Source organism: Aureimonas psammosilenae, from assembly GCF_009176975.1.
Lineage (GTDB): Bacteria > Pseudomonadota > Alphaproteobacteria > Rhizobiales > Rhizobiaceae > Plantimonas > Plantimonas psammosilenae.
This window is the reverse complement of record NZ_WEZG01000009.1, coordinates 128,704-149,675: the sequence shown is the minus strand read 5'-3', so window position 1 is coordinate 149,675 and position 20,972 is coordinate 128,704. Positions and strand designations below refer to the sequence as shown.

Sequence of the window (20,972 nt, the reverse complement as noted above, 5' to 3'; positions counted from 1 at the left end):
ACGAAGTCGAGCGACCGTTGTTGCCTGCTAAATAGACGGCGACGCCCTTTCGTCATCCCGACGCCGCTCTTTTGCCGCAGTCGATCCGTGCCCGACCCTGGCCTTGCGGGAAATCCGTCGCATGTTTCCTTAGGATACGAGCAAGCGGGCGAGCGCATGAGCGAACCAACCGACGAAGGCTTGGATTTGACCCCGCGAAGCGTCGCCGTTGTCGGCAACGCGCCGGACATGGACGCGGCGGCGGAGGCGATCGACGCGGCCGACTGGGTGGTGCGCTTCAACAACGCGCCCGGCTTCGGCGGCCGGGCCGGCAGCCGCGTGACGCATCTCGCCCTCGTCAATCACGGCGGCCAGATGCGCGAATGGCTGGAGGATGCAGATTTCACCACGCGCCCCGTTCTTCGCGGTGCGCGGGAGGTGCTGTTTCCCTTCCCCCGCAAGGACGAGCCCGCCCGCCCCGGCGACGAGGACGGGCGCGACTGGACGGCGGAAGCGCAGGCCATTCTGCAGCCCTTGGGGCTTCGGACCACCATCCTGCCCGAGGCCGTGCATGCCCAAGCGGCGGAAATCCTGGCAATGTCAGGCATGGCGCAACCGGCGCCCAGCACCGGGCTTCTCGTCGGCCTTTATCTCCTCGGCGAACTCCCGATGGAAACGCGGATCGACGTCTACGGCTTCGGCTTCGCCGGTTGGGACGGCCATGCCTGGAATGCCGAGTGCAACTGGTTCGAGGCGATGGCGGCACAAGGGCGGCTTCGGCTTCACCCGCTAAGGCCGCGAGCGGCCGCATGAGCGCGCCCCGTTGCTTCCTGTGCGGCGCAAGGGCTTTGGCTCCCGGCGACCGGAGCCTGCGTTTTTCCACCGGCCGACGACGCAGCTTTCCCCTCGCCTGCACATCATGCGGCGTGCTCATCGATGCGGACGCGGATATGGAAGCGTGCCGGGTCGATCTGGCGGCCCGGCTCGGCAGACAAGAGTTCGTGTCCGGCGACGACCAGGATTACGGGCTTGATATCTTCACCCTGCGCATCGCCGCGACACGGCTTTCGCGCGGCATCGAGCCGGTCGAAGACGCCCAGCGCCAGGCGTTGATGGAACCCCATTCGCCGCTCGCCGCAGCCGCGCGGCTCGAAGACCTGGCATTGCGCGAAAGCCGTCCGGTGGCGCTCGGGATCATCTGCCGCCCGGCGGAACTCGATCCTCTCCTCGAGACCCTCGGTCAGCACGCATCCTGGGCGGCGGAAGCGCTAATCCTCGTGGATGGCGACGAGGCCGAGCCCATCTCCCTCGACATCGAAGGCTTCGGGCCCAGTGCCGCGCGGCTCGGGCGTCGCCCGCTCGGCGGCGATTTCGCGGGCCAGCGCAATGCGCTGACCGCCCTTTCCCAAACGAAATGGATGCTGCAGCTCGACGCCGACGAGGTGCTGGAGCCGGGCACGGGCGCGCTGCTCGGTCCTCTCGCGGCGCTGGCCGAGCGCGGCGGCGCGGTGTCGATCGGCCTTCCCCGGCTGAACCTCGTCGACGGCACGGCCTCCGACCTCTTTCCCGACACGCAGTACCGCCTGAACCACCGTTCCGTGCGCTATGGCGGCGCGGTGCACGAGCGCCCGCGCCGCGACTGGCAGCGCTCCTTCATCACGCTTCACGGCGCGATCCGGCACCATCTGACGCGCGCCCACGTGGAGGAGCGCTCCGCCCGCTACGAGGCGATGGACCCAGGGCGCGGCCGGCTGGAGGAAGCCTCTGCGCTTCTCGAACCCTACCGTCCTTAAACCCGCGCCAGAGCTTTCTCGTAAAGCGCCAGCGTCTCGGTGCCCAAGGTCCGGCGGGTGAAGCGGCCAGTCGCCAGCAGCGCCTTTTCGCGTAACGAGCGCCGATAGTCCGCGTTCGTGAGAACGGCCCGGATCGCATCCGCCAAGGCCGGTCCGCTCGTCGTTTCGGCCATGGCGCCCGCGCCCGCCTGCCCGACAAATTCGCGCGCGCTCGCATCCTCGTTGGAGGCCACCATCGGCCGGCCATAGGCCATGCCTTCCTGATAGACGAGACCGAAGCTTTCATAGCGCGAAGGCGCCAGAACCGCGTGGGCGCCGGCATATTCAGCGGCGAGGTCGCTTTCGTCCACGCGCCCGAGCGCTTCGATCCGGCGACGCGCCGCTTCCGGCAGATCGCCGGCCAAGGCGTCGTCCGAGACGCCCGCCAAACGCAGGGCGAAGTCCGGGCCACCCGCTTCCGCTTCCCGCGCCAGAATGGCGGCGGCTTCCATGAGGGCGTCGAAGCCCTTGCGGTGCTCGGCCCGCCCGACGAACAGAAGCCGCGCCGCCTGTCCCGCTTCGAGCGCCGGATAGGCGGCGGCCTTGCCGCGCTCGATCATCTCGGGCGGCAGGCTGAGGCCGATCACGGCATGGGGCTGCGCGCCTTGCTCCAGCCCGTATTCGACGGCGATGCGCCGCGCGTGGTCGGCGGTGTTGGAGATCAGCCCCGCGCTGTGCCTGGCCTGCCGCCGCTCCAGCTTGTCGGACATCCAGCCGTCGAAGCGGTCGCGCGCGCTCGATGGCGGATCGCGCGAAAAAGCGCAGGGCGTCGAGTTGCGGGTGACGAGCGCGAGACCCGGCCGGCCGGCGAGAAACACCGCCGGCGCATACCAGTTCGTCGCCTCCACCACAGCAAAAGGCCGGCGCATATGCTCGGCCAGAACCGCGTCGCGAAAGGCGAGCGGCGCGGCCAGATGCCCGACCCCGCCCCAAAGCCTCAAGCGCCCGAGCCCGGCCTCGTCCGCGATCCGGCAGCCGACGACGCGGATGCCGCCGATGGCGGCCTCGTCGTCCCGCCCCATGGAGAAAACCGTGACGTCGGCCCCGGCGAGCTTCAGGCTTTCGGCGATCTCTCGCGCGGCGGTGGAAAGGCCGCTCGGCGACGGCGGGTAGTCCCAGGTGACGAGGGCGGTTCGCATCAATGGCTCAGAAGTTTCCGGTAGAGCGCCACATAGTCCGCCGCCATGCGGTCGGAAGTGAAGCGCTCCTCGAAACGCCGCCGCACCCCGGCCCGGTCGATCGAGCCGATCCGCGCCAGCGCCGCGAGCGCTTCTTCTTCCGAGCGCACCACGAAGCCCGTCACGCCGTCTTCCACGACCTCGCGCACGCTGCCCCGATCCCAGGCGATAACGGGCGTGCCGCAGGCCATGGCCTCGATCATCACGAGACCGAAGGGCTCGGGCCAGTCGACCGGAAACAACAGCGCTTCCGCCTGCCCGAGAAGCTCGCCCTTCGCCGCGTCGCCGAGCGGGCCGACGTAAACGGCATCATTGGAAAGAAGCGGCTTCACCTCGCGCTCGAAGTAAAGCGGGTTGCCGACATCCACCGTGCCGGCGAGCCGGATCGCCCGCCCGGCGGCGGTGGCGACGCGGATCGCCGTATCGGGGCGCTTCTGGTCGGTCATGCGGCCGATAAAGGCGAGGTGACGCCCCGGCCCGGCCGAAAAGCGATAGCGATCCCGCTCGATGCCGTGATGCACGACGCCGGCCCGGTTCGAAAGGAGCAGGCCGCTTTCCTGCGAAGCCGAGATCGCCGCGACGGGCAGATCGGGAAAAGCGCCGAAGAAGAGCTCGCGGTCGAGTTCGTCCACCCGCCAGTGGATCGTGGTCAGGCTATGGCGGCGCTTCTCCCCAAGGAGCGCCGCGTGAAAGAACTCGCCGTGGCAATGGACGATGTCGAACTCGTCCAGGCGCAGCCGCAGATCCTCCATGCGCGCCGCTTCCAGAACGGCGGGGATGGAAGGGGGCACGGAACCATATTTCCGTTCCAGGCTACTCAAACTGGGAAGGTTACCCACAAGCGGAACATCTGTCGCACTGTCCGAAGGTCCAAACAGCGTTACCTCGACTCCGGAGCGCTGAAGCGCCACGCAAAGATCGTGGATCATCCGCTCAGTACCGCCATGGTCTTTCGGAGGAACGGGAAAAATTGTCGGAGCGACTTGAGCGACCCGCAGCGGAATCTTTCCGTGTTCATCTTTTCCGTCGGTCATGCCGATTCGACTCTCGCTTTTGTAAACAAATTCTTGCGTAGGGAAGGAGAGTTAATGTTCGTTCTCCATGTCGCCCTTCAAGGGTGCCTGCGCGCCAGGAATGTGGAATATGGACTGACCGCCGATACCGGTGGCCATATCCGCTACCTTCTGGACCTCGTGGAAGCCTCTGTGAAGGACAAGCGGACCGAGCGCGTCGTGATCGCGACGCGGCTCTTCCATGGCCGCCAGGGACCCGATTATGCGGTGGCGCACGAGCGCGCCGACGAGAAGGTAGAAATCCTGCGCCTGCCGACCCGCAGCCCGCATTACCTCGAAAAGGAAGCGCTGCACGGCGAGGTGGAAAGCTTCGCCGAGAACCTCATCGTTTTCATCGAAGCTCAGAAGCGCCGGCCCGACGTCCTCCACGCCCATTATGCCGATGCGGCGAGCGTCTGCGCCATCGTGGAGGACCGGCTCGGCATTCCCTTCGTGTTCACCGCCCATTCGCTCGGCCGGGTGAAGTCCAAGGCGCTGGGGAGCGCGGCCGATGCCGTTCCCGCGCTTCGCGAGCGCATCGCGGCCGAGGAAGGGGCGCTTGCCCGCGCGTCCGTGGTGATCGCTTCCTCGCGCGACGAGGCGGAAGTGCAATGGGCCGATTACCGCGCTTATGAAGCGGGGCGCATCCGCATCCTGCCGCCCGGCAGCGATCTCGAACGCTTTTCCGGCGCGCCCGCCTGCCCCGCCGTGGACGCCTCGATCGACCGTTTTCTGCGCGAGCCGGAAAAGCCTGCGATCCTCGCCCTCGCCCGCCCCGTCCGCAAGAAGAACCTTGCCGCGCTGGTGCGTGCCTTCGGCGAGTCTCCCCCGCTTCAGGAAAAGGCCAATCTCGTGATCGTCGCGGGCACGCGCGAGGATTTCGCGACGCTCGACGGCGACATGGCCGAGACCGTCGCCGAGATCCTGCACCTCATCGACCGCTACGATCTCTACGGCCGCGTCGCTTATCCCAAGACCCACCGGCCCGAGGATGTGCCGGCGATCTACGCCTATGCGCGCGACCGGCGCGGGATTTTCGTCAATCCGGCGCTGAACGAGCCCTTCGGCCTGACGCTGCTCGAAGCCTCCGCCGCCGGCCTGCCGCTTGTCGCCACCGATTCCGGCGGGCCGAACGATATCGTGGAAATGTGCGGCAACGGCATTCTGGTCGATCCGCGCTCGCCGGACGCGATATCCGAGGCCTGCTTGTCGATCCTCGCCGACGACACCGTCTGGGAGCGCTACGCCAAGGCCGGCGCCAAGGCGGCCGAGGCCTATGACTGGACGCGCCATGCGGAGCGCTACCACGCGCTTCTGCGCTCGCTCACAAAGCCCGTCGCGCCGCTCGCCCGGCCCGAGCAACTCCTGATCTGCGACATCGACAACACGCTGGTGGGCTGCGAGGACAGCATCAGGACCTTCCGCAACTGGCGCGAAAGGCAGCGGGGCCTCGCCTTCGGCGTCGCCACCGGCCGTTCCTTCCACAGCGCCATGGCGATCCTGGAACAGCAGGGCGCGCCGCGCCCGCAGGTGATGATCACCTCCGTCGGCTCGGAAATCTATCATCTGGACGCCAACGGCACGACCTACACGCAGGACGCCGAATGGCGCGAGATCGTTTCGCGGCGCTGGGACCGCGAGTCGGCGCGCGCCGCCCTTGCCGATCTTCCCGGCATCCACCCCCAGGCGCCGCTGGAACAGCGCTCGCACAAGCTCAGCTACTTCTCGGACGGCAGCCGCCAGACCGTGCCGCGCGTGCAGGCCCGACTGGAAGCCTCCGGCCTCGTCTGCTCGGTGATCCACAGCCACGGGCGCTATCTCGACATCCTGCCGCTTCGCGCTTCCAAGGGAACGGCGGTGGAATTCGTGCGCGAGCGGCTCGGCCTTCCCGCCGATGCGGTCTTCGTGGCGGGGGATTCCGGCAACGACATCGAGATGCTGCGCACCATGCCGCAGGCCATCATCGTCGGCAATTTCTCCGACGATCTGGCGAGCCTGCCCGCCCTGTCGCATTCCTATGTCGCGCGTCGCACCCATGCGCGCGGCATCATCGAAGGCGTTCTCCATTTCCGCGATAAGGCGCGTCAGCCGTGCAAGCCAGCGTCCTGACGCTGGTTCGCGGGCGAGAGGCGCATCTGGCGAACCTGATGCGCGGCCTTCAGCACCAGACCAAGCCGCCGGCCGAACTGGTGATCGCCTGGATGCAGGATGCTCCCTTCGCCGATCTGCCGGACCCCGGCTGCCCGGTGCGCCACGTCGTGGTGCCGGGCGACCCAATGCCGCTGGCCGCCGCGCGCAACCGGGCGGCGGAAACAGCAAGGGGGGAGCTTCTCGTTTTCCTCGACGTCGACTGCATCCCGTCGCCGACGACCGTCGAGAACTACCTGAAAGCGGCGGAAACGCGCGAGGGCCTGTTTCTCGGCGAGGTCCTGTATCTGCCCGAAGGCGCGACCGATGACGGGATCGATTTCGCCCGCCTCGACGCGCTCGGCCGCGTTCATCCATCGAAGCCCGTTGTTCCCGAGACCGGTGTCAGGCAGGAGCCGAATGCGGGCGAGCTTTGGGGCCTGTCCTTCGCCCTGCCGCGCGAGCGCTATTCCCGCATCCGGGGCATGGACGAGACATTCGTCGGCTATGGCGGGGAGGAAACGGATTTCGCCGCGCGCCTTTCCGCGTCCGGCTTGCCTTTCTTCTGGACGGGCGGAGCGCGAAGCTACCATCAGCACCATCCTGTCTGCGTGCCGCCGCTCCAGCACTTCGACCATATCCTGCGCAACGCCTCCCTTTTCCGGGAACGTCACGGCCGCTGGTGCATGGACTATTGGCTCGGCCAGTTCCGCGACAGCGGTCTCATCGAATGGAGCGAGGACGGGTCGGCCATCACGTTGAAGCGCCGGCCCGATCCCGCTGAAATCGCCGCTTCCCGCGAAGGAAGCGGCGAGCGCCTGTTCAGCTAAGGATCAGAACTCTTCCCATGCGTCCGGCGCAACCTCGGCCTTGCGCTGCGCGCCGCCGGTTCTTCCCACGTGCCGCATCTGCCGAACCGGCGCGGCGGGTGCCCTCGAACGCGCGGGCGTGCCCGACGAAGCCCCGGTCCGGAAGCGCTCCGTTTGACGGCTCAGTTCCTCGGTCTCGGCTGCCAGCGACTGCGCGGCGGCGGTGGTTTGTTCCACCATCGCGGCGTTCTGCTGCGTGACCTTGTCCATCTGGTCGGACGCCGCCGCGACTTCGCGCAGCGAAACCGCCTGTTCCTTGGCCGAGCGCGCGATCTCGGACACGACGCCGGCCATCTCGCCGACCTGACCGACGATCTCGTCGAGAGATCGGCCGGACGCGGTCACCAGTTCGACGCCGCGCTCGACCTGCGCGCCCGACGCCGAGATCAGGTCCTTGATCTCTCGTGCCGCCTCTGCGGAGCGCTGCGCGAGGCCCCGCACTTCCTGCGCGACCACTGCGAAGCCGCGCCCCGCTTCGCCGGCGCGCGCCGCCTCGACGCCGGCATTCAAAGCCAGAAGGTTCGTTTGGAAGGCGATCTCGTCGATCACGCCGATGATCTTGCCGATCTCGGCCGACGAGCGCTCGATGTCGGACATCGCCTCGACGGCGCGGGCGACGATCGCCCCGCTCTTCTCGGCATTGGCGAGGGCCTGCGTCGCCGAGGATTTGGCCCGCACCGCGCCTTCCGCCGTCTGGTTCACGCCGAGCGTCACCTGCGAAAGCGCAGCGGAGGTTTCCTCGATGCCGGCCGCCTGCTGTTCGGTGCGCTGCGACAGGTCGCTCGCCGCCGCCGTGATCTCGCCGAGGCCCGTGCGGATGGAGCCGACGGAGCCGATCACCGAGGACAGGGTCTCTTCGAGCGCCGCGACCGAATGGTTGAAGGTCTGCGCGATCTCGTTGTAGCGGGGGTCCACGGTGCCGATGCGCGCCGTCAGGTCGCCCCGCGACAGGGCTGCGAGGCCGAGCGCGAGCTGTTCGAAAGCGTGGGCCATCCGGCGCGCGTCTTCCTGCCTTTCGCTTTCGCGCGATTTGCGCTCCTTCTCGCCCGAAACCCGGACGCGTTCGGCGTCGGCCTCGGCGGCGAGCTTGGCGCGGCCGGTTTCCTGGAAAACGCGCAAGGAACGCGCCATGGCGCCGAGCTCATGGCCATGTTCGGCGCCCTCCACGGCGACGCCGGCGTCGCCATCGGCGATGCGCTGCATCATCACCGCCATGCCGCGCACCGATTGCGAGATGAAGCGTCCGACGACCCAGGACAGAACAAGGCCGACGGCGATCAGCAGCACGCAGATGACGAGCGTCGTGCGCGCGGTGGACGAGGCCATCGCCTCGGCCTCGGGACCGAGTTCCTTCTGCCGCTCGACGATCTCGTCCTGAAGCGCGGCGAAGCGCTGCTGGAGTTGGGGGCCAACGACGGCGAGCCGATCATCGAGGATGGAACGGCGGGCGAGAACGACGTCCTTGGCATCGCCGAGGCGGAGATCGAAATTGTCCAGGATGCGGGAAGCCGCATCGATACGCTTGATCTGCAGTGGATCGAGGGCGCCGGCGCGCAGGGCCTTCATGCGCGTCTTGGCGTCGGTGATCTGCCGCGCCGCCTCGGCGTATTGCGGGGCTTCCTGAGAACGAAGGAACCGTTCGGCCGCCACGAGGCCCCGCGACACCGCTTCGGACGTGTCGGCCGCCTTGTAGACGGCGTCGGTCTGACCCGAACGCCAAGCCGAACGCGCGATGTCCGAAAGAGCGATCACCGTCCAGGGGCCGAATTCCATGACCTTGGACACCACGACCTGTTGGCGATCCTGCAGGCGGACGAATTCCTCGAAGGACGACACGTAGAGGGCGAGATCGTTCTGGACGTCGCGCAGCTTGGCGGTGCCTTCGGCATCGCTCGCGACGCTGTCGGCCAGCCCCTTTTGATGAGTTTCCATCTCCTTGATGGCGGCGTGGAAACGGTCCACGAACTCTCGTCCGGGCGTCGCACTGTAGTTCAGGACGGCGCTGCGCACGCTTTGGAGATCGTCGCTCATCTCGCCGATGGCGATGCTCCGGGCGGCGCTGTCGCGATAGCTGGAAAACACCGCGGCGATGCCGTCGATGCCGTTCAGGGCATTGAACGCGCTGAATGTCATCAAAAGGAGCAGCGGAACGAACCCGAGCGTGATGCGGGTCCTGATGCCGAATCGATTCCACATGGGAAGTTTTACCGAAGGACTGTGCGGGAAAGGCGGGGCGAGACGAGCGACGTCAGTTACGGCCGAGATACTCGGCCATGTTCGTTGAGGTGACGAGTTCGAACGGCACGTAGTTGACGCGCGGAACGCTCTCGCCGCGCGCCAGCGCCAGCGCGGCGTCGACCGCCTTGGCGCCCTGCGCCTTGGCGTTCTGGAAGACGGTGACGTCGAGATCGCCCGCGGCCATCGCCGCCAGCGCCGGCGCAGTCGCATCGATCCCGCCGACGACGATCTTGTTCATCGGCAGACCGCTCGCGTTCATCGCCTGGATCGCGCCGAGCGCCATGTCGTCGTTGTTGGCGATCACGCCGTCGAACTTCACGCCGGCGGCCAGCCATTCGCGCATCAGCTTCTCGCCGAACGGCTTCGACCATACGGCCGATTGCATTTCGACGATCCTGATGTCCTTGCAGTCGGGGCCCGCCAACACTTCGCGAACCTTGTCGGTGCGGCGGCGGGCGGCGTAATGAAGCGTTTCACCCACCATCACGACCACGTCGCCCTTGCCGCCGAGACGTCGACAGACTTCCTGCGTCTCCAGCGTGCCCGAATCGTTCTCGTCGGAAGCGACGAAGCTCTGCGTGGTCGGCAGTTCGTCCACGTTCACCGGCTCGCTGTTGACGTAGACGAGCGGAATACCCGCATCGGCCGCGATCTTCGAAAGGATAGGTCCGGTATCTCCATCAACGGGATTGACGACGATAGCATCGACCTTGGCAGCCACAAGATCCTTCATTGTCTGGATCTGGCGATCAACATCGCCTTTCGCGTCCTCGACCCGCAGCGTCACGCCTTCGAGCTTTCCGGCATGGTCGCGGATGCCGGCGGCGATCAACGAACGGAACGTGTCGTCCATCTGGGCCATGGCGACGCCAAGCGTTGCAGCGGAAGCAGGCGTTGCAGCGCTCAAGAGCATCGAAGCTAGGAACAGGGGAAGGCGCTTGAGCATTGCAGGCCGGTCCGGTGTTTAGAACACCGCCATCCATGCGCAACTTGTCTAAAAATATCGTTTAGTCACCAATCGATAGGCAGGGATCGCCGATCCCCCTGCAGCCGCCCTATCCGGTCTTCAGCGCCCGTTCGAGTTCGGCTTTCGACATCTTGGACCGCCCCGCGATCCCCTTCTTCCTGGCTTCGGCGTAAAGCTCGTCGCGCGTGGCGCCCTTGTCGTGATCGCGATAGGGCGCGGTCTTTTCGGCGACGTCCTTCGGCTGGCCCGAGAACTGCTTGCCCTTTTTCGTGTCGCGCCGCTTCTTGGCGGTGGTGCGAGCGTACTCCTCTTTCGAAAGATGCTCGCGGGCTTCCTTCGGGAGATAACGCTCGCCCGTTTCACCGCTCGTCTTGCCGGATTTCGTGCCCCAGTCCTCCTCCGTCCATTGGTGGAGGCTGTTGTTCTCGTCCTTCTCGCCTTCGTAGCCGCCGCCTTCTTTCTTGTACTCGGCGACGGCCATTTGGGCTTTGCGCGCCGACCATTGGCCGGGCTCCCCGCCCTTCCCGCCTTTCGTGACTTGTTTTTTCACCTTTTCCCAGAGTTTGGGATCGCTCTTCTCGGCCGTTTCGGTCACCCGCGTTCCTCCCTGACGGATCAGCGCTAGAAACGACAAACAAGCCGCGAAGGATGCCGCCTGCTTCAGCCTGCCTCGTCCAAGCCTTCGAGAATCACGCTGTCATTGGTGTAGATGCAGATCTCGGCCGCGATCTTCATGGCGCGGCGCGCGATCTCCTCGGCCGAGAAGTCCGTTTCGGCGAGCGCCCGTGCGGCCGCGAGCGCATAGTTGCCGCCCGAACCGATGGCCATGACGCCCTTTTCCGGCTCCAGAACGTCGCCGTTGCCCGTCAGCGTCAGCGTGATGTTCTTGTCGGCGACGATCATCATCGCTTCCAGACGGCGCAGATAGCGGTCGGTGCGCCAGTCCTTGGCGAGTTCCACGCAGGCGCGCATCAACTGGTCGGGATACTGTTCCAGCTTACCCTCCAGCCGGTCGAGCAGCGTGAAGGCGTCGGCCGTCGCGCCGGCGAAACCCGCCAGCACCTGACCGTCCTTGCCGATGCGCCGAACTTTACGCGCATTGCCCTTCATCACCGTGTTGCCGAGCGAAACCTGCCCGTCGCCGGCCACCACGACCTTGCCGCCCTTTCTCACCGTCACGATCGTCGTGCCGTAGATCTTTGCCGGATCGTGCTTCTCGAAATCCATGGGAACGCCAAGCCTTGGAAAGATTCATCATCCGCCGCTCGTCACCGAACGGCACTTCACGTGCCATGTAATGAGCGAGGAGAGGAGCGCCAAGAAGCGGTTCCCTCCGGCCCCGCGATGTTCTAATCGAAACTCGACCGGGAAGAACGAAGAACCAAGGGTCGGAACATGGGCGAAACGGCGGGACGGCGGGACGCGAGCGTCGAACGGGCGACCAAGGAAACCAAGGTCCGCGTGCGCGTCGATCTCGACGGCACCGGCCGCGCCGACGTCCAAACCGGCGTCGGCTTCTTCGACCACATGCTGGACCAGCTCGCCCGCCATTCGCTGATCGACATGGTGATCGCGACGGACGGCGACCTCCATGTCGACGACCATCATACGGTGGAGGATACCGGCATCGCCATCGGACAGGCGATCCGGCAAGCGCTCGGCGACCGGCGCGGCATCCGCCGCTATGCCTCGCTCGACCTCGCCATGGACGAATGCCTGACGCGCGCCGCCGTGGACGTGTCCGGCCGGCCGTTCCTCGTCTTCAAGGCGGAGTTCCCGCGCGAAAAGATCGGCACCTTCGACACCGAACTCGTGCGCGAATTCTTCCAGGCGCTCGCCCAGAATGCCGGGATCACGCTGCACATCCAGAATCTCTACGGCGCGAACGCCCACCACATCGCCGAAACCTGCTTCAAGGCGGTGGCGCGGGTTCTGGGTGATGCGATCGCCATCGATCCGCGCCAGGCCGATCTCGTGCCCTCCACCAAGGGCATCCTCGCGTGACGCGCTATGTCGTCTTCGAGCCGCCGCGCACCGATGGCGCGCCGCCCGGCACGCCCAGCGAACGGGCGGTCTTCGTGCGCGACGGCTTCTCCGTCTGGGCCTTCCTGTTTCCGTGGCTCTGGCTCCTGCGCTACGGGCTCTTTCTTTCCGCGCTGATCGTGTTTCTCGTGTCGGGCGGGCTCGGCTGGCTCGGCGCCCAAGGCTATTCCGCGCTCGCCGTGCCGCTGGCGCTGCTTCTGGCGCTTCTCGTGGCGCTGGAAGGCCCGAGCCTTCGCGGCCTGCGCTTCCGCCGGAAACATTATGCCGAAACCGGCGCTTTCCAGGCGGCCAATGCCGGGGAAGCAGCGATCTTCTATTATGCCGGTGCCCGCAGCCTCGCTTCGACCGCGTCGGGCGGCGACGCCGGCGCGCATCATCTGCCATGGCGCTTCGCGGCGCGCCCGAACGCGGCGGAAGCCAAGCGCGGCGGGTGGCGAAACTGGACGGGGGCCGGACGCCTTGGCTGAAACGCTTGCCATCATCGACTACGGCTCAGGCAATCTGCGGTCAGTGACGAAAGCCTTCGAGCGCGCCGCCCGCGAAGCCGGCCTCGACACACGCATCCTTTTGACCGACGAGCCGGAAGCGGTCGCGAAAGCGACCCGCGTCGTTCTGCCGGGCGTCGGTGCCTATGCCGATTGCCGCGCGGGGCTGGCCGCCGTTCCGGGCATGGAAGACGCGCTTCTCCAAACCGTCGAGGCGAGGGGCCGGCCGTTTCTCGGCATCTGCGTCGGCATGCAGCTCATGGCCTCGCGCGGCCTGGAGAAGACGATCACGCAAGGATTCGGCTGGATTCCCGGCGATGTCGAGCCGATGGTGCCGAGCGACCCGGGCTTAAAGGTTCCGCAGATCGGCTGGAACACGATCAACGCCCACGGCGACCATCCGCTCCTCGCCGGCATTCCGACCGGCGAGAATGGGCTCCACGCCTACTTCGTCCATTCCTACCATCTGATGGCGACACGGCCGCAGGATGTTCTCGCCACCACCGACTATGGCGGGCCGGTGACGGCCATGGTGGCGAGCGGCAACAAGGCCGGCACGCAGTTCCATCCCGAAAAGAGCCAGCGCCTCGGCCTCAAGCTTCTCACCAATTTCCTGTCCTGGACGCCCTGATGCCCATTCTTTTTCCGGCGATCGACCTGAAGAACGGCGAATGCGTGCGCCTGAAGCTGGGCGACATGGCCGAGGCGACCGTCTACAATCAGAACCCGGCCGCGCAGGCGACCGCCTTCCGCGAGGCCGGCTTCGAGCACCTCCACGTCGTCGATCTCGACGGGGCCTTCGCCGGCCGCGCCGTCAACGGGCAGGCGGTGGAGGCGATCCTCGCGAGCGTCGAAAACGGGATGCGCGTCCAACTCGGCGGCGGCATCCGGCGGATGGAGGACATCGAGCGCTGGCTCGGTCTCGGCCTCCATCGCGTCATCCTCGGCACCGTCGCGGTGCGCGATCCGGGCCTCGTGCGCGAAGCGGCCAAACGCTTTCCGGGGCAGGTCGCGGTCGGCATCGACGCGCGCGGTGGCTATGTGGCGGTGGAAGGCTGGGCGGAAAGTTCGGAACTGACCGCGACCGATCTCGCGCTTCGCTTCGCCGACGCCGGCGTCGCCGCGATCATCTATACCGACATCGACCGCGACGGGGTGCTGGCCGGCATCAACTGGGAGGGCACGATCGCGCTCGCCCATGCCGTGCCGATCCCGGTGATCGCCTCCGGGGGCCTCGCCTCTATGGACGACATCAGGCGCCTTGCCGAACCCGACGCCGCGATCCTCGAAGGCGCGATCTCGGGTCGCGCGCTTTACGACGGGCGCATCGAAGCGGGCGAGGCGTTGAGGGTGTTGAAGGCCGCGCCATGAAGGTCCTGGTGACGGGCGCCGCCGGCTTCATCGGCGCCGAGACCGCCCTTCTCCTTGCCGCGCGCGGGGCCGAGGTGGTCGGGCTCGACAATTTCTCGCCCTATTACGACCTCGCGCTGAAGCGGGCGCGGATCGCGCGCTTCGATGCCCATCCGAACATCCGCTTCACGGAGGGCGACATCGCCGACCGTCCGGCGATGGCAGCGATGTTCGAGGCCGAGCGCTTCACCCATGTAGTGCATCTGGCCGCCCAGGCCGGCGTCCGGCACGGGCAGTTCCACCCCCACGACTATGCCGACGCCAATCTCACCGGCTTCCTCAACATCCTGGAAGGCTGCCGCCACACGGGCGTCTCCCATCTCGTTTATGCCTCGTCGTCCTCCGTCTACGGCGCCAACACGGCGATGCCCTTTTCCACGACGCACGCGGTGGACCATCCTTTGAGCCTTTACGCCGCGACGAAGCGCGCCAACGAGGCGATGGCCCATTCCTATGCCCATCTCTATCGCTTGCCGGCGACGGGTCTGCGCTTCTTCACGGTCTACGGCCCCTGGGGCCGGCCGGACATGGCACCCTTCATCTTCACCAAGAAGATCCTTGCCGGCGAGCCGATCGAGGTGTTCAACCACGGCCACCACGCACGCGACTTCACCTATATCGACGACATCGCGGCCGGCATCCTCGCCGCGCTCGACCACCCGGCGATCGCGAACCCGGACTGGAACAGCGACTGCCCCGATCCGGCAAGTTCCGCTGCGCCTTGGCGTCTCTACAATATCGGCCGCGGCAGCCCGACGCCCTTGATGGACTTCATCCACGCGATCGAAGCGGCGGCGGGGCGGGAAGCGCGCCTCGTGATGCTGCCGATGCAGCCGGGGGACGTTCCCGCGACCTTCGCCGACATCGCGCCCCTGTCGCGCGATACCGGCTGGCAACCGCGCACCGACGTCTCGGAGGGCGTGCCGCGCTTCGTGGACTGGTTCCGTCGGTTCTATTCGGCCTGAACCCGGTTTATTCGCCGGCTTCCGTCAGAAGAACGGCGTCTTCGGGGAGCCCCATCAGCCGCGCCGCTTCGCGTCCCGGCGTGAATTCGGGCACGGTGGCGCTGAGGAGCCGAAGCGCGGCGACCGTGTCCGCCGCCTCTACATGGCGCTGCATCTCGTCGAGAATGCGCGACACGAGCGGCGCTTCGATGGCGCGCGGGAAGGCCGTCAGCAAACCTTCCACCGAGGTCGGCGACAGGGTTTCGGCGCGGTCGAACAGTTCCTCGTAGAGCTTCTCGCCGGGCCGAAGTCCGGTGAACACGATCTTCACGTCCGCCTCAGGGCGAAGGCCCGACAAGCGGATCACGTCGCGGGCGAGATCGGCGATCTTCACCGGCGAGCCCATGTCGAGAACGAAGATGCGGCCGCGCTCCTCGCGATGCTGGAGCCCTTGGCCCGCCGCTTCCAGAACAAGAAGGCAGGCCTCCTTGATGGTCATGAAATAGCGCTCGATATCGGGATGGGTGACAGTCAGCGGGCCGCCGAGTTCGAGCTGCTTCTCGAAGGTCGGCACCACCGAGCCGGCCGAGCCCAGCACGTTGCCGAAGCGCACGGTGACGAAGCGCGTGCCTTCCGTGCCCGCCGCGATGTCCTCGGCCTGGCACACCATTTCGGCGAGGCGCTTGGTTGCGCCCATGACGTTGGCGGGGTTCACCGCCTTGTCGGTCGACACCATCACCATGGCGCGGACGCCGGCCTTGACGGCCGCGCGCACCACGTTGCGCGAGCCGATCGAATTGGTGAAGAGCCCTTCCAAGGGCTGCGCTTCCACGATCGGCACGTGCTTGAGGGCGGCGGCGTGGAACACGATCTCCGGCTTGACGCTGGCAAAGATCCGCTCGATCGTCGCGGCTTCCCGCACGTTGCCAATGAGGGCGAGGACGTCGAGCTGGGGCGCGAGGCGGCGAAGGTCGTTCTCGGCCTCGAACAGAAGAAACTCGCTGGCGTCGACGATCACGAGACGCGCCGGCTCCAGCGCCGCGATCTGGCGCGCGAGTTCGGAGCCGATGGAGCCGCCGCCGCCGGTGATGAGAACGGTGCGGCCCGCGATGAGGTTCGACACCGTGTCCTTCGACAAACGCCTCGGCCGTCGCCCGAGAAGGTCTTCGAGGCGGATCGGGCGGATCTCGACGGGCTCGGACACGTCGCGCATGTCCAGCATGTCCGACATGCGAAGGAGCGGCAGTCCCTCCCCGCTCGCCAGTTCGATCAGGTCCTCGATCGGGGCATGGCGCTCGAATTCCTCGCGCGAGCGGGCGAGGATCACGGCATCCGGCCGCTTCCCCTCCTTCTCGAAGCGCCTGACGATGGCGGGAAGGCGGTCGAGGGTGCCGAGGATCGGCACGCCGCGAATGTAGCGCCCGGTGCGCCGGCCGCGCTCGTCGATGATGCCGAGCACCTTGTAGTTCGGGCCGGTCTGCTCGCTGATGCGGCGCAGGAAAGCGTCGGCATTGTCGTTGGCACCGATCAGGATCACGCGCTTGGCCGGCTGGCGCGGCTTGGCGCCCGGCCGCACCGTGTCGCGATGGTTGCGGAACATGCGGTAGGCGGCGCGCGGGGCGGCCAGCATCACCACGAGAAAGGCCCAGGTGATGAGCGGCGTCGAGCGCGGAATGAGCTGGAGACGCACCACGAGGAAGTGCACAAAGACGAACAAAAGAACGGAGATCGTCGCCGTCTTCACCACCGAGATCAGCTCGGGCAGCGAAGCATAGCGCCAGATGCCGCGATTGAGCCCGACGCCGAGCCCGACCGTGCCGACCAGAACGCCGAAGCCGAGCGAGGCCACGAGATAAGCCTCCGCATCCAGCATGAAGACCTCGTCGCCGAGCCGGAGGCCCAGCGACAAAAGCATGGCGAGCGCGCCGATGACGACGTCGTGCGTCAGCGCGATGCCGCGCAGAAACAGCATGCGGGCCGTTCCGGACCTCGTCAGAGCGACGCGCATACGCTCGGCACCTTTTCCCTTTCAAACGGTCCGCGAAAAACCGCCGGCCGGGAGCTTTCTAAGCCAGGAAGCGGCTTCTGTCATCGCGCCACACGCTGCGCGGGATCGTCAGACGCGGAGAAAAGGAGGGAAAAGCGCCTTTTGCATGGAAAATCCGCCTTGGGCGTTTCACCTCCCGGACCTTTCCGTTAAACCCGGCCTCGATTAGTCGTATTATTGGGAGGCGTTGCCGATGTCGTTTCAGGAACCTTTCTCCGGTCTGTTTCCGGTCGCCCCGACGCCCTTCCACGAGAACGGCGATCTCGATCTCGACGGCATGAAGCGCGTTCTCGACTGCATGATCGACCAGAAGGTCGACGGCATCTGCATCCTCGCCAACTATTCCGAGCAGTTTCTCCTCACCGACGAGGAGCGGCAGGTTCTGACCCGGCTGTCGCTGGAGCATGTCGCGGGCCGCGTGCCGGTAATGGTCACCTGCTCGCATTTCTCGACGCGCATCGCGAGCGCCCGCGCCAAGGAAGCCGCCGAACTCGGCGCGGCGCTTCTGATGCTGATGCCGCCCTATCACGGCGCGGCTTTGCGAGCCGACGAAGTCGGTATGACCGAGCATTTCAAGACGGTGGCGGATGCCGCCGGCATCCCCATCATGGTGCAGGACGCGCCCTTGTCGGGCGTCGCCCTGCCGGTATCCTTCCTCGTAAAGCTCGCCCGTGAAGTGCCGCTGGTGCGCTATTTCAAGATCGAGGTGGCGCAGTCGGCGGCGAAACTTCGCGCCCTCATCGCCGCTGGCGGCGAGGCGGTGGTCGGCCCCTTCGACGGCGAGGAGGCGATCACCATGATGGCGGACCTCGACGCGGGCGCGACGGGCACCATGTCGAGCGCGATGGCGCCCGACCTTCTTCGCCCGATCTTCGACAAGCACCGCGCGGGCGACCGCGAAGGGGCGGCGGCCGCCTATGCCCGCATCCTGCCGCTCGTGAACTACGAGAACCGGCAATGTGGCTTGCGCGCCGCCAAGACCGTGATGATGGAAGGCGGCGTGATTGCTTCAGACCATGTGCGCCACCCGCTCGACCAGATCCACCCCGCGACGCGCGCCGGCCTTCTGGAACTCGCACGGCAGGTCGAGCCGCTGGCGCTCACCTGGGGCAAATAAGCCCGACCTCATCGTGGATCGGTCCCTATATGGCGGGGTGACGCTCCGCCGGACCGGCGACATGCAACGCGAAATAACACCGAAGGGAACCATCCCATGACGATTCTCGGACAACAGTTCATCGGCGGGGAAGCCCTGAAGGGCGCGAACGGCGAGATCTTCGGCGTGAACGCGTCGAACGGCGAGAAGCTGGAGCCGGGCTTCGGCGGCGCGACCAAGGCGGATCTGGAACGCGCCTGCGCGCTGGCCGAGGCCGCCTTCCGGCCCTACCGCGAAACGAGCCTGGAAGACCGCGCTCTTTTCCTCGAAGCCATCGCCGACAACATCGCGGCGCTCGGCGACGAGCTGATCGAGCGCTGCATGGCGGAAAGCGGCCTGCCGCGCCCGCGTCTCGAAGGCGAGCGCGGCCGCACGATCGGGCAGCTTCGCATGTTCGCGGGCGTCGTGCGCGACGGCGGCTTCCTGGAAGCGCGCGTCGATCCGGCCATGCCGGAAAGGAAGCCCCTGCCCCGCGTCGATCTTCGTTTGCGCAACATCGCGGTCGGCCCCGTCGCGGTGTTCGGCGCATCGAACTTCCCCCTCGCCTTTTCGGTCGCGGGCGGCGACACGGCTTCGGCGCTGGCCGCCGGTTGCCCGGTGATCGCCAAGGCCCATTCCGCCCATCCCGGCACGTCCGAGCTCGTCGGCCGTGCCGTTTCCAAGGCGGTAAAGGATCGCGGCCTGCCGGAAGGCACCTTCGCGCTTCTCTTCGATTCCGGCCGCGAGATCGGCCAGGGCCTCGTCGCCGATCATCGCATCAAGGCGGTCGGCTTCACCGGCTCGCGCGGCGGCGGGACGGCGCTGATGAAGATCGCCGCGTCCCGCAAGCAGCCGATCCCGGTCTATGCCGAGATGAGCTCGATCAACCCGGTGGTGCTGTTTCCGGCGGCGCTCACTGCCCGCGGCGAGGCGATCGGCAAGGCCTTCACCGCCTCGCTGATCCTCGGCGCCGGCCAGTTCTGCACCAATCCGGGCCTCGTCGTGGCGATCGAAGGCGAAGGCCTCGACGCCTTCCTGAAGGGCGCGGCCGAGGCCTTGACCGAAACGCCGGCCGCCGTGATGCTGACCCCCGGCATCCACAAGGCCTATAGCGAGGGCGTCGAGAAGCTGGGGAGCCACGCTTCCGTCGAAACGCTGGCGCGCGGCCAGGAAGGCGGGACCTTGCGCGGCCGGTCGGCGATCTTCACCGTTTCGGCCGAGGCTTTCCTGTCGGCGCCCGAGCTTCAGGAAGAGGTCTTCGGCTCCTCCTCGCTCGTCGTTCGCTGCCGGAACGAAGAGGAAGTCGCCAAGGTCGTGGACGGCCTCGAAGGCCAGCTCACCGTCGCGATCCATATCGACGAGGCGGACCACGCGGCGGCGGCCAAGCTTTTGCCGCGGCTGGAGGAAACGGCGGGCCGCATCCTCGTCAACGGTTTCGGCACGGGCGTCGAGGTCGGCCATGCCATGGTGCATGGCGGCCCCTTCCCGGCCACCTCGGACGGGCGCACCACCTCGGTCGGGAGCCTTGCGATCTATCGCTTCCTGCGGCCGGTTTCCTATCAGGACTTTCCCGTCGCCCTTCAGCCGGAAGCGGTCAAGGACGGCAACCCGCTGAAGCTCTGGCGGCGCGTCGACGGCAAGCTCGGCCAGAACTGAAAGTGTTCAAGGAGAGTCGACCACCGTCGGCTCTCCGTCCACCTTCATCTTCCTTTCGCGGAAGGCGATGAACAGGCCGGAGGCGATGATGATCGCGGCGCCGACCAGAAGCATGGCGTCCGGCACTTCGCCGAAGAAGATCCAGCCGAAGATGACGCCCCAGAGAAGCGTCGAATATTGCATGGGCGCGACGGTGGCGGCGCTGCCGAGCTTCAACGAGCGCGTCACGCAGACATGGCCGACCATGGACACGATGCCCAGGAGAGCCAGGAGACCGAAGTCGCGCGTCGACGGCGGGACCCAGAAGAACGGCACCGTCGCGAGGCCACACAGGAGGGCCGCCACGAACTGCCAGAACACGAGCACGATGTCGGGCGTGCCGCGCAACTGGCGACCGTAGACCACGGTGAGGCTGAACACGAAGGACCCGACGAGCGACACCACGGCGGCCGGCGTCAGCGCCGCGGAAGACGGGCGCAGCGCGACCGCGACGCCCACGAAGCCGACCGCGATCGCCGTCCAGCGCCGCCAGCCGACCTTTTCCTTCAGGAGCCAGGGCGACAGGGCCGCCACATAGATCGGCGCGGCCAGCCAATAGGTGATGACATCGGCGAGCGGCAGCGTGATCGTCGCATAATAAAAGGCGGATGCCTCGAACGCCCCGAAGAAGCAGCGCAGCGTCAGGAGCCAGGGCCGCTCGACGCGCCAGAGCGCGCCGGGCGGAAGGCGCGTCAGGAAAGGCGCGATCACCAGAAGCGCACCGACGGAGCGCAGAAACATGATCTGGCCGACGCCGTAGGTCGACACCAGCCATTTGCCCATCGTGTCGTTGGCGGCGAAGAGCAGCATGGCCAGAAGCATCGCGAGGATGCCGAGACCGTCGCCGGACATCGTACCGGCCGGGCGCGACCGGGCATGGGAAGAAGACAAGACGGACTCCGGGCGGCGAACCGCGGCGCGATGCTCGATGGGATTTGGCTTCAGCCCATATCCCCTTCGCGAGCCTGCCG

The 20,972-nt window shown here is 66.9% G+C and carries 19 protein-coding genes; 11 read left to right on the top strand and 8 right to left on the bottom strand.

The window, feature by feature from the left end; all coding sequences use genetic code 11:
* Nucleotides 1-156 precede the first annotated feature (156 nt).
* A complete protein-coding gene (locus tag F9929_RS16240) occupies nt 157-792 on the top strand; it encodes a hypothetical protein (RefSeq protein ID WP_152047632.1) in 636 nt (211 codons plus the stop codon).
* The gene (locus F9929_RS16235) at nt 789-1,772 is read left to right on the top strand and encodes a glycosyltransferase family protein (RefSeq protein WP_152047631.1); all 984 of its coding nucleotides are present in this window, start codon (nt 789-791) and stop codon (nt 1,770-1,772) included. The genes F9929_RS16240 and F9929_RS16235 overlap by 4 nt, the downstream gene beginning before the upstream one ends.
* Here the strand turns inward: F9929_RS16235 and F9929_RS16230 are convergent.
* Both F9929_RS16230 and F9929_RS16225 read right to left on the bottom strand, forming a co-directional pair.
* Nucleotides 1,769-2,950, bottom strand: coding sequence for a glycosyltransferase family 4 protein (locus tag F9929_RS16230; RefSeq protein ID WP_152047630.1), 1,182 nt, complete (start codon nt 2,948-2,950; stop codon nt 1,769-1,771). The two genes, F9929_RS16235 and F9929_RS16230, sit on opposite strands and share 4 nt — an antisense overlap.
* On the bottom strand, nt 2,950-3,918 hold the full coding sequence (locus F9929_RS16225; protein WP_235919359.1) for a glycosyltransferase family 4 protein: 969 nt from the start codon (nt 3,916-3,918) through the stop codon (nt 2,950-2,952). The genes F9929_RS16230 and F9929_RS16225 overlap by 1 nt, the downstream gene beginning before the upstream one ends.
* A 159-nt stretch (nt 3,919-4,077) precedes the next feature.
* Between F9929_RS16225 and F9929_RS16220 the strand changes: the two genes are divergently transcribed.
* Together F9929_RS16220 and F9929_RS16215 are read left to right on the top strand one after the other, a co-directional pair.
* Entirely contained in the window at nt 4,078-6,150 is a 2,073-nt protein-coding gene (locus tag F9929_RS16220; RefSeq protein WP_152047628.1) for an HAD-IIB family hydrolase, read from the top strand.
* Nucleotides 6,132-6,998, top strand: a complete 867-nt coding sequence (locus F9929_RS16215) for a glycosyltransferase family 2 protein (RefSeq protein ID WP_407922245.1) — start codon at nt 6,132-6,134, stop codon at nt 6,996-6,998. The genes F9929_RS16220 and F9929_RS16215 overlap by 19 nt, the downstream gene beginning before the upstream one ends.
* Before the next feature lie 3 nt (nt 6,999-7,001).
* On the opposite strand, the gene F9929_RS16210 is transcribed toward F9929_RS16215, so the two are convergent.
* The 4 genes from F9929_RS16210 to hslV form a co-directional block, all read right to left on the bottom strand.
* Nucleotides 7,002-9,233 (bottom strand): methyl-accepting chemotaxis protein, encoded by a 2,232-nt coding sequence (locus tag F9929_RS16210; RefSeq protein WP_152047627.1) that lies wholly within the window; start codon nt 9,231-9,233, stop codon nt 7,002-7,004.
* 52 nt (nt 9,234-9,285) lie between these two features.
* Nucleotides 9,286-10,221: a substrate-binding domain-containing protein gene (locus tag F9929_RS16205; RefSeq protein ID WP_152047626.1), complete on the bottom strand. Its 936-nt coding sequence runs from the start codon at nt 10,219-10,221 to the stop codon at nt 9,286-9,288.
* 109 nt (nt 10,222-10,330) lie between these two features.
* A complete protein-coding gene (locus F9929_RS16200; RefSeq protein ID WP_152047625.1) occupies nt 10,331-10,837 on the bottom strand; it encodes a hypothetical protein in 507 nt (168 codons plus the stop codon).
* A 65-nt stretch (nt 10,838-10,902) separates the two neighbouring features.
* On the bottom strand, nt 10,903-11,469 hold the full coding sequence (gene hslV / locus F9929_RS16195) for an ATP-dependent protease subunit HslV (RefSeq protein WP_152047624.1): 567 nt from the start codon (nt 11,467-11,469) through the stop codon (nt 10,903-10,905).
* A 168-nt stretch (nt 11,470-11,637) separates the two neighbouring features.
* Between hslV and hisB the strand changes: the two genes are divergently transcribed.
* The 5 genes from hisB to F9929_RS16170 are packed head-to-tail and all read left to right on the top strand — an operon-like array spanning nt 11,638 to nt 15,145.
* Nucleotides 11,638-12,246: an imidazoleglycerol-phosphate dehydratase HisB gene (gene hisB / locus F9929_RS16190; protein WP_152047623.1), complete on the top strand. Its 609-nt coding sequence runs from the start codon at nt 11,638-11,640 to the stop codon at nt 12,244-12,246.
* On the top strand, nt 12,243-12,752 hold the full coding sequence (locus tag F9929_RS24500) for a DUF2628 domain-containing protein (RefSeq protein WP_152047622.1): 510 nt from the start codon (nt 12,243-12,245) through the stop codon (nt 12,750-12,752). The genes hisB and F9929_RS24500 overlap by 4 nt, the downstream gene beginning before the upstream one ends.
* On the top strand, nt 12,745-13,401 hold the full coding sequence (hisH, locus tag F9929_RS16180) for an imidazole glycerol phosphate synthase subunit HisH (RefSeq protein ID WP_235919358.1): 657 nt from the start codon (nt 12,745-12,747) through the stop codon (nt 13,399-13,401). The genes F9929_RS24500 and hisH overlap by 8 nt, the downstream gene beginning before the upstream one ends.
* Nucleotides 13,401-14,141 carry a 1-(5-phosphoribosyl)-5-[(5-phosphoribosylamino)methylideneamino]imidazole-4-carboxamide isomerase gene (gene hisA, locus F9929_RS16175; RefSeq protein WP_152047620.1) on the top strand — a complete coding sequence of 247 codons (741 nt, stop codon included), beginning with the start codon at nt 13,401-13,403 and terminating at the stop codon, nt 14,139-14,141. Before hisH ends, hisA begins: the two co-directional genes overlap by 1 nt.
* Nucleotides 14,138-15,145 carry an NAD-dependent epimerase gene (locus F9929_RS16170; RefSeq protein ID WP_152047619.1) on the top strand — a complete coding sequence of 336 codons (1,008 nt, stop codon included), beginning with the start codon at nt 14,138-14,140 and terminating at the stop codon, nt 15,143-15,145. The genes hisA and F9929_RS16170 overlap by 4 nt, the downstream gene beginning before the upstream one ends.
* Before the next feature lie 7 nt (nt 15,146-15,152).
* Here F9929_RS16170 and F9929_RS16165 read toward each other — a convergent pair whose 3' ends face one another.
* Nucleotides 15,153-17,096, bottom strand: coding sequence for a nucleoside-diphosphate sugar epimerase/dehydratase (locus F9929_RS16165; protein WP_193227802.1), 1,944 nt, complete (start codon nt 17,094-17,096; stop codon nt 15,153-15,155).
* A 268-nt stretch (nt 17,097-17,364) separates the two neighbouring features.
* On the opposite strand from F9929_RS16165, the gene F9929_RS16160 reads away from it, so the two are divergent.
* A complete protein-coding gene (locus tag F9929_RS16160) occupies nt 17,365-18,288 on the top strand; it encodes a dihydrodipicolinate synthase family protein (RefSeq protein WP_152047617.1) in 924 nt (307 codons plus the stop codon).
* A gap of 96 nt (nt 18,289-18,384) precedes the next feature.
* The gene (locus tag F9929_RS16155) at nt 18,385-19,962 is read left to right on the top strand and encodes an aldehyde dehydrogenase (NADP(+)) (protein ID WP_152047616.1); all 1,578 of its coding nucleotides are present in this window, start codon (nt 18,385-18,387) and stop codon (nt 19,960-19,962) included.
* Between the two features lie 6 nt (nt 19,963-19,968).
* Here F9929_RS16155 and F9929_RS16150 read toward each other — a convergent pair whose 3' ends face one another.
* Entirely contained in the window at nt 19,969-20,892 is a 924-nt protein-coding gene (locus tag F9929_RS16150) for a DMT family transporter (protein ID WP_328595998.1), read from the bottom strand.
* Nucleotides 20,893-20,972 lie beyond the last annotated feature (80 nt).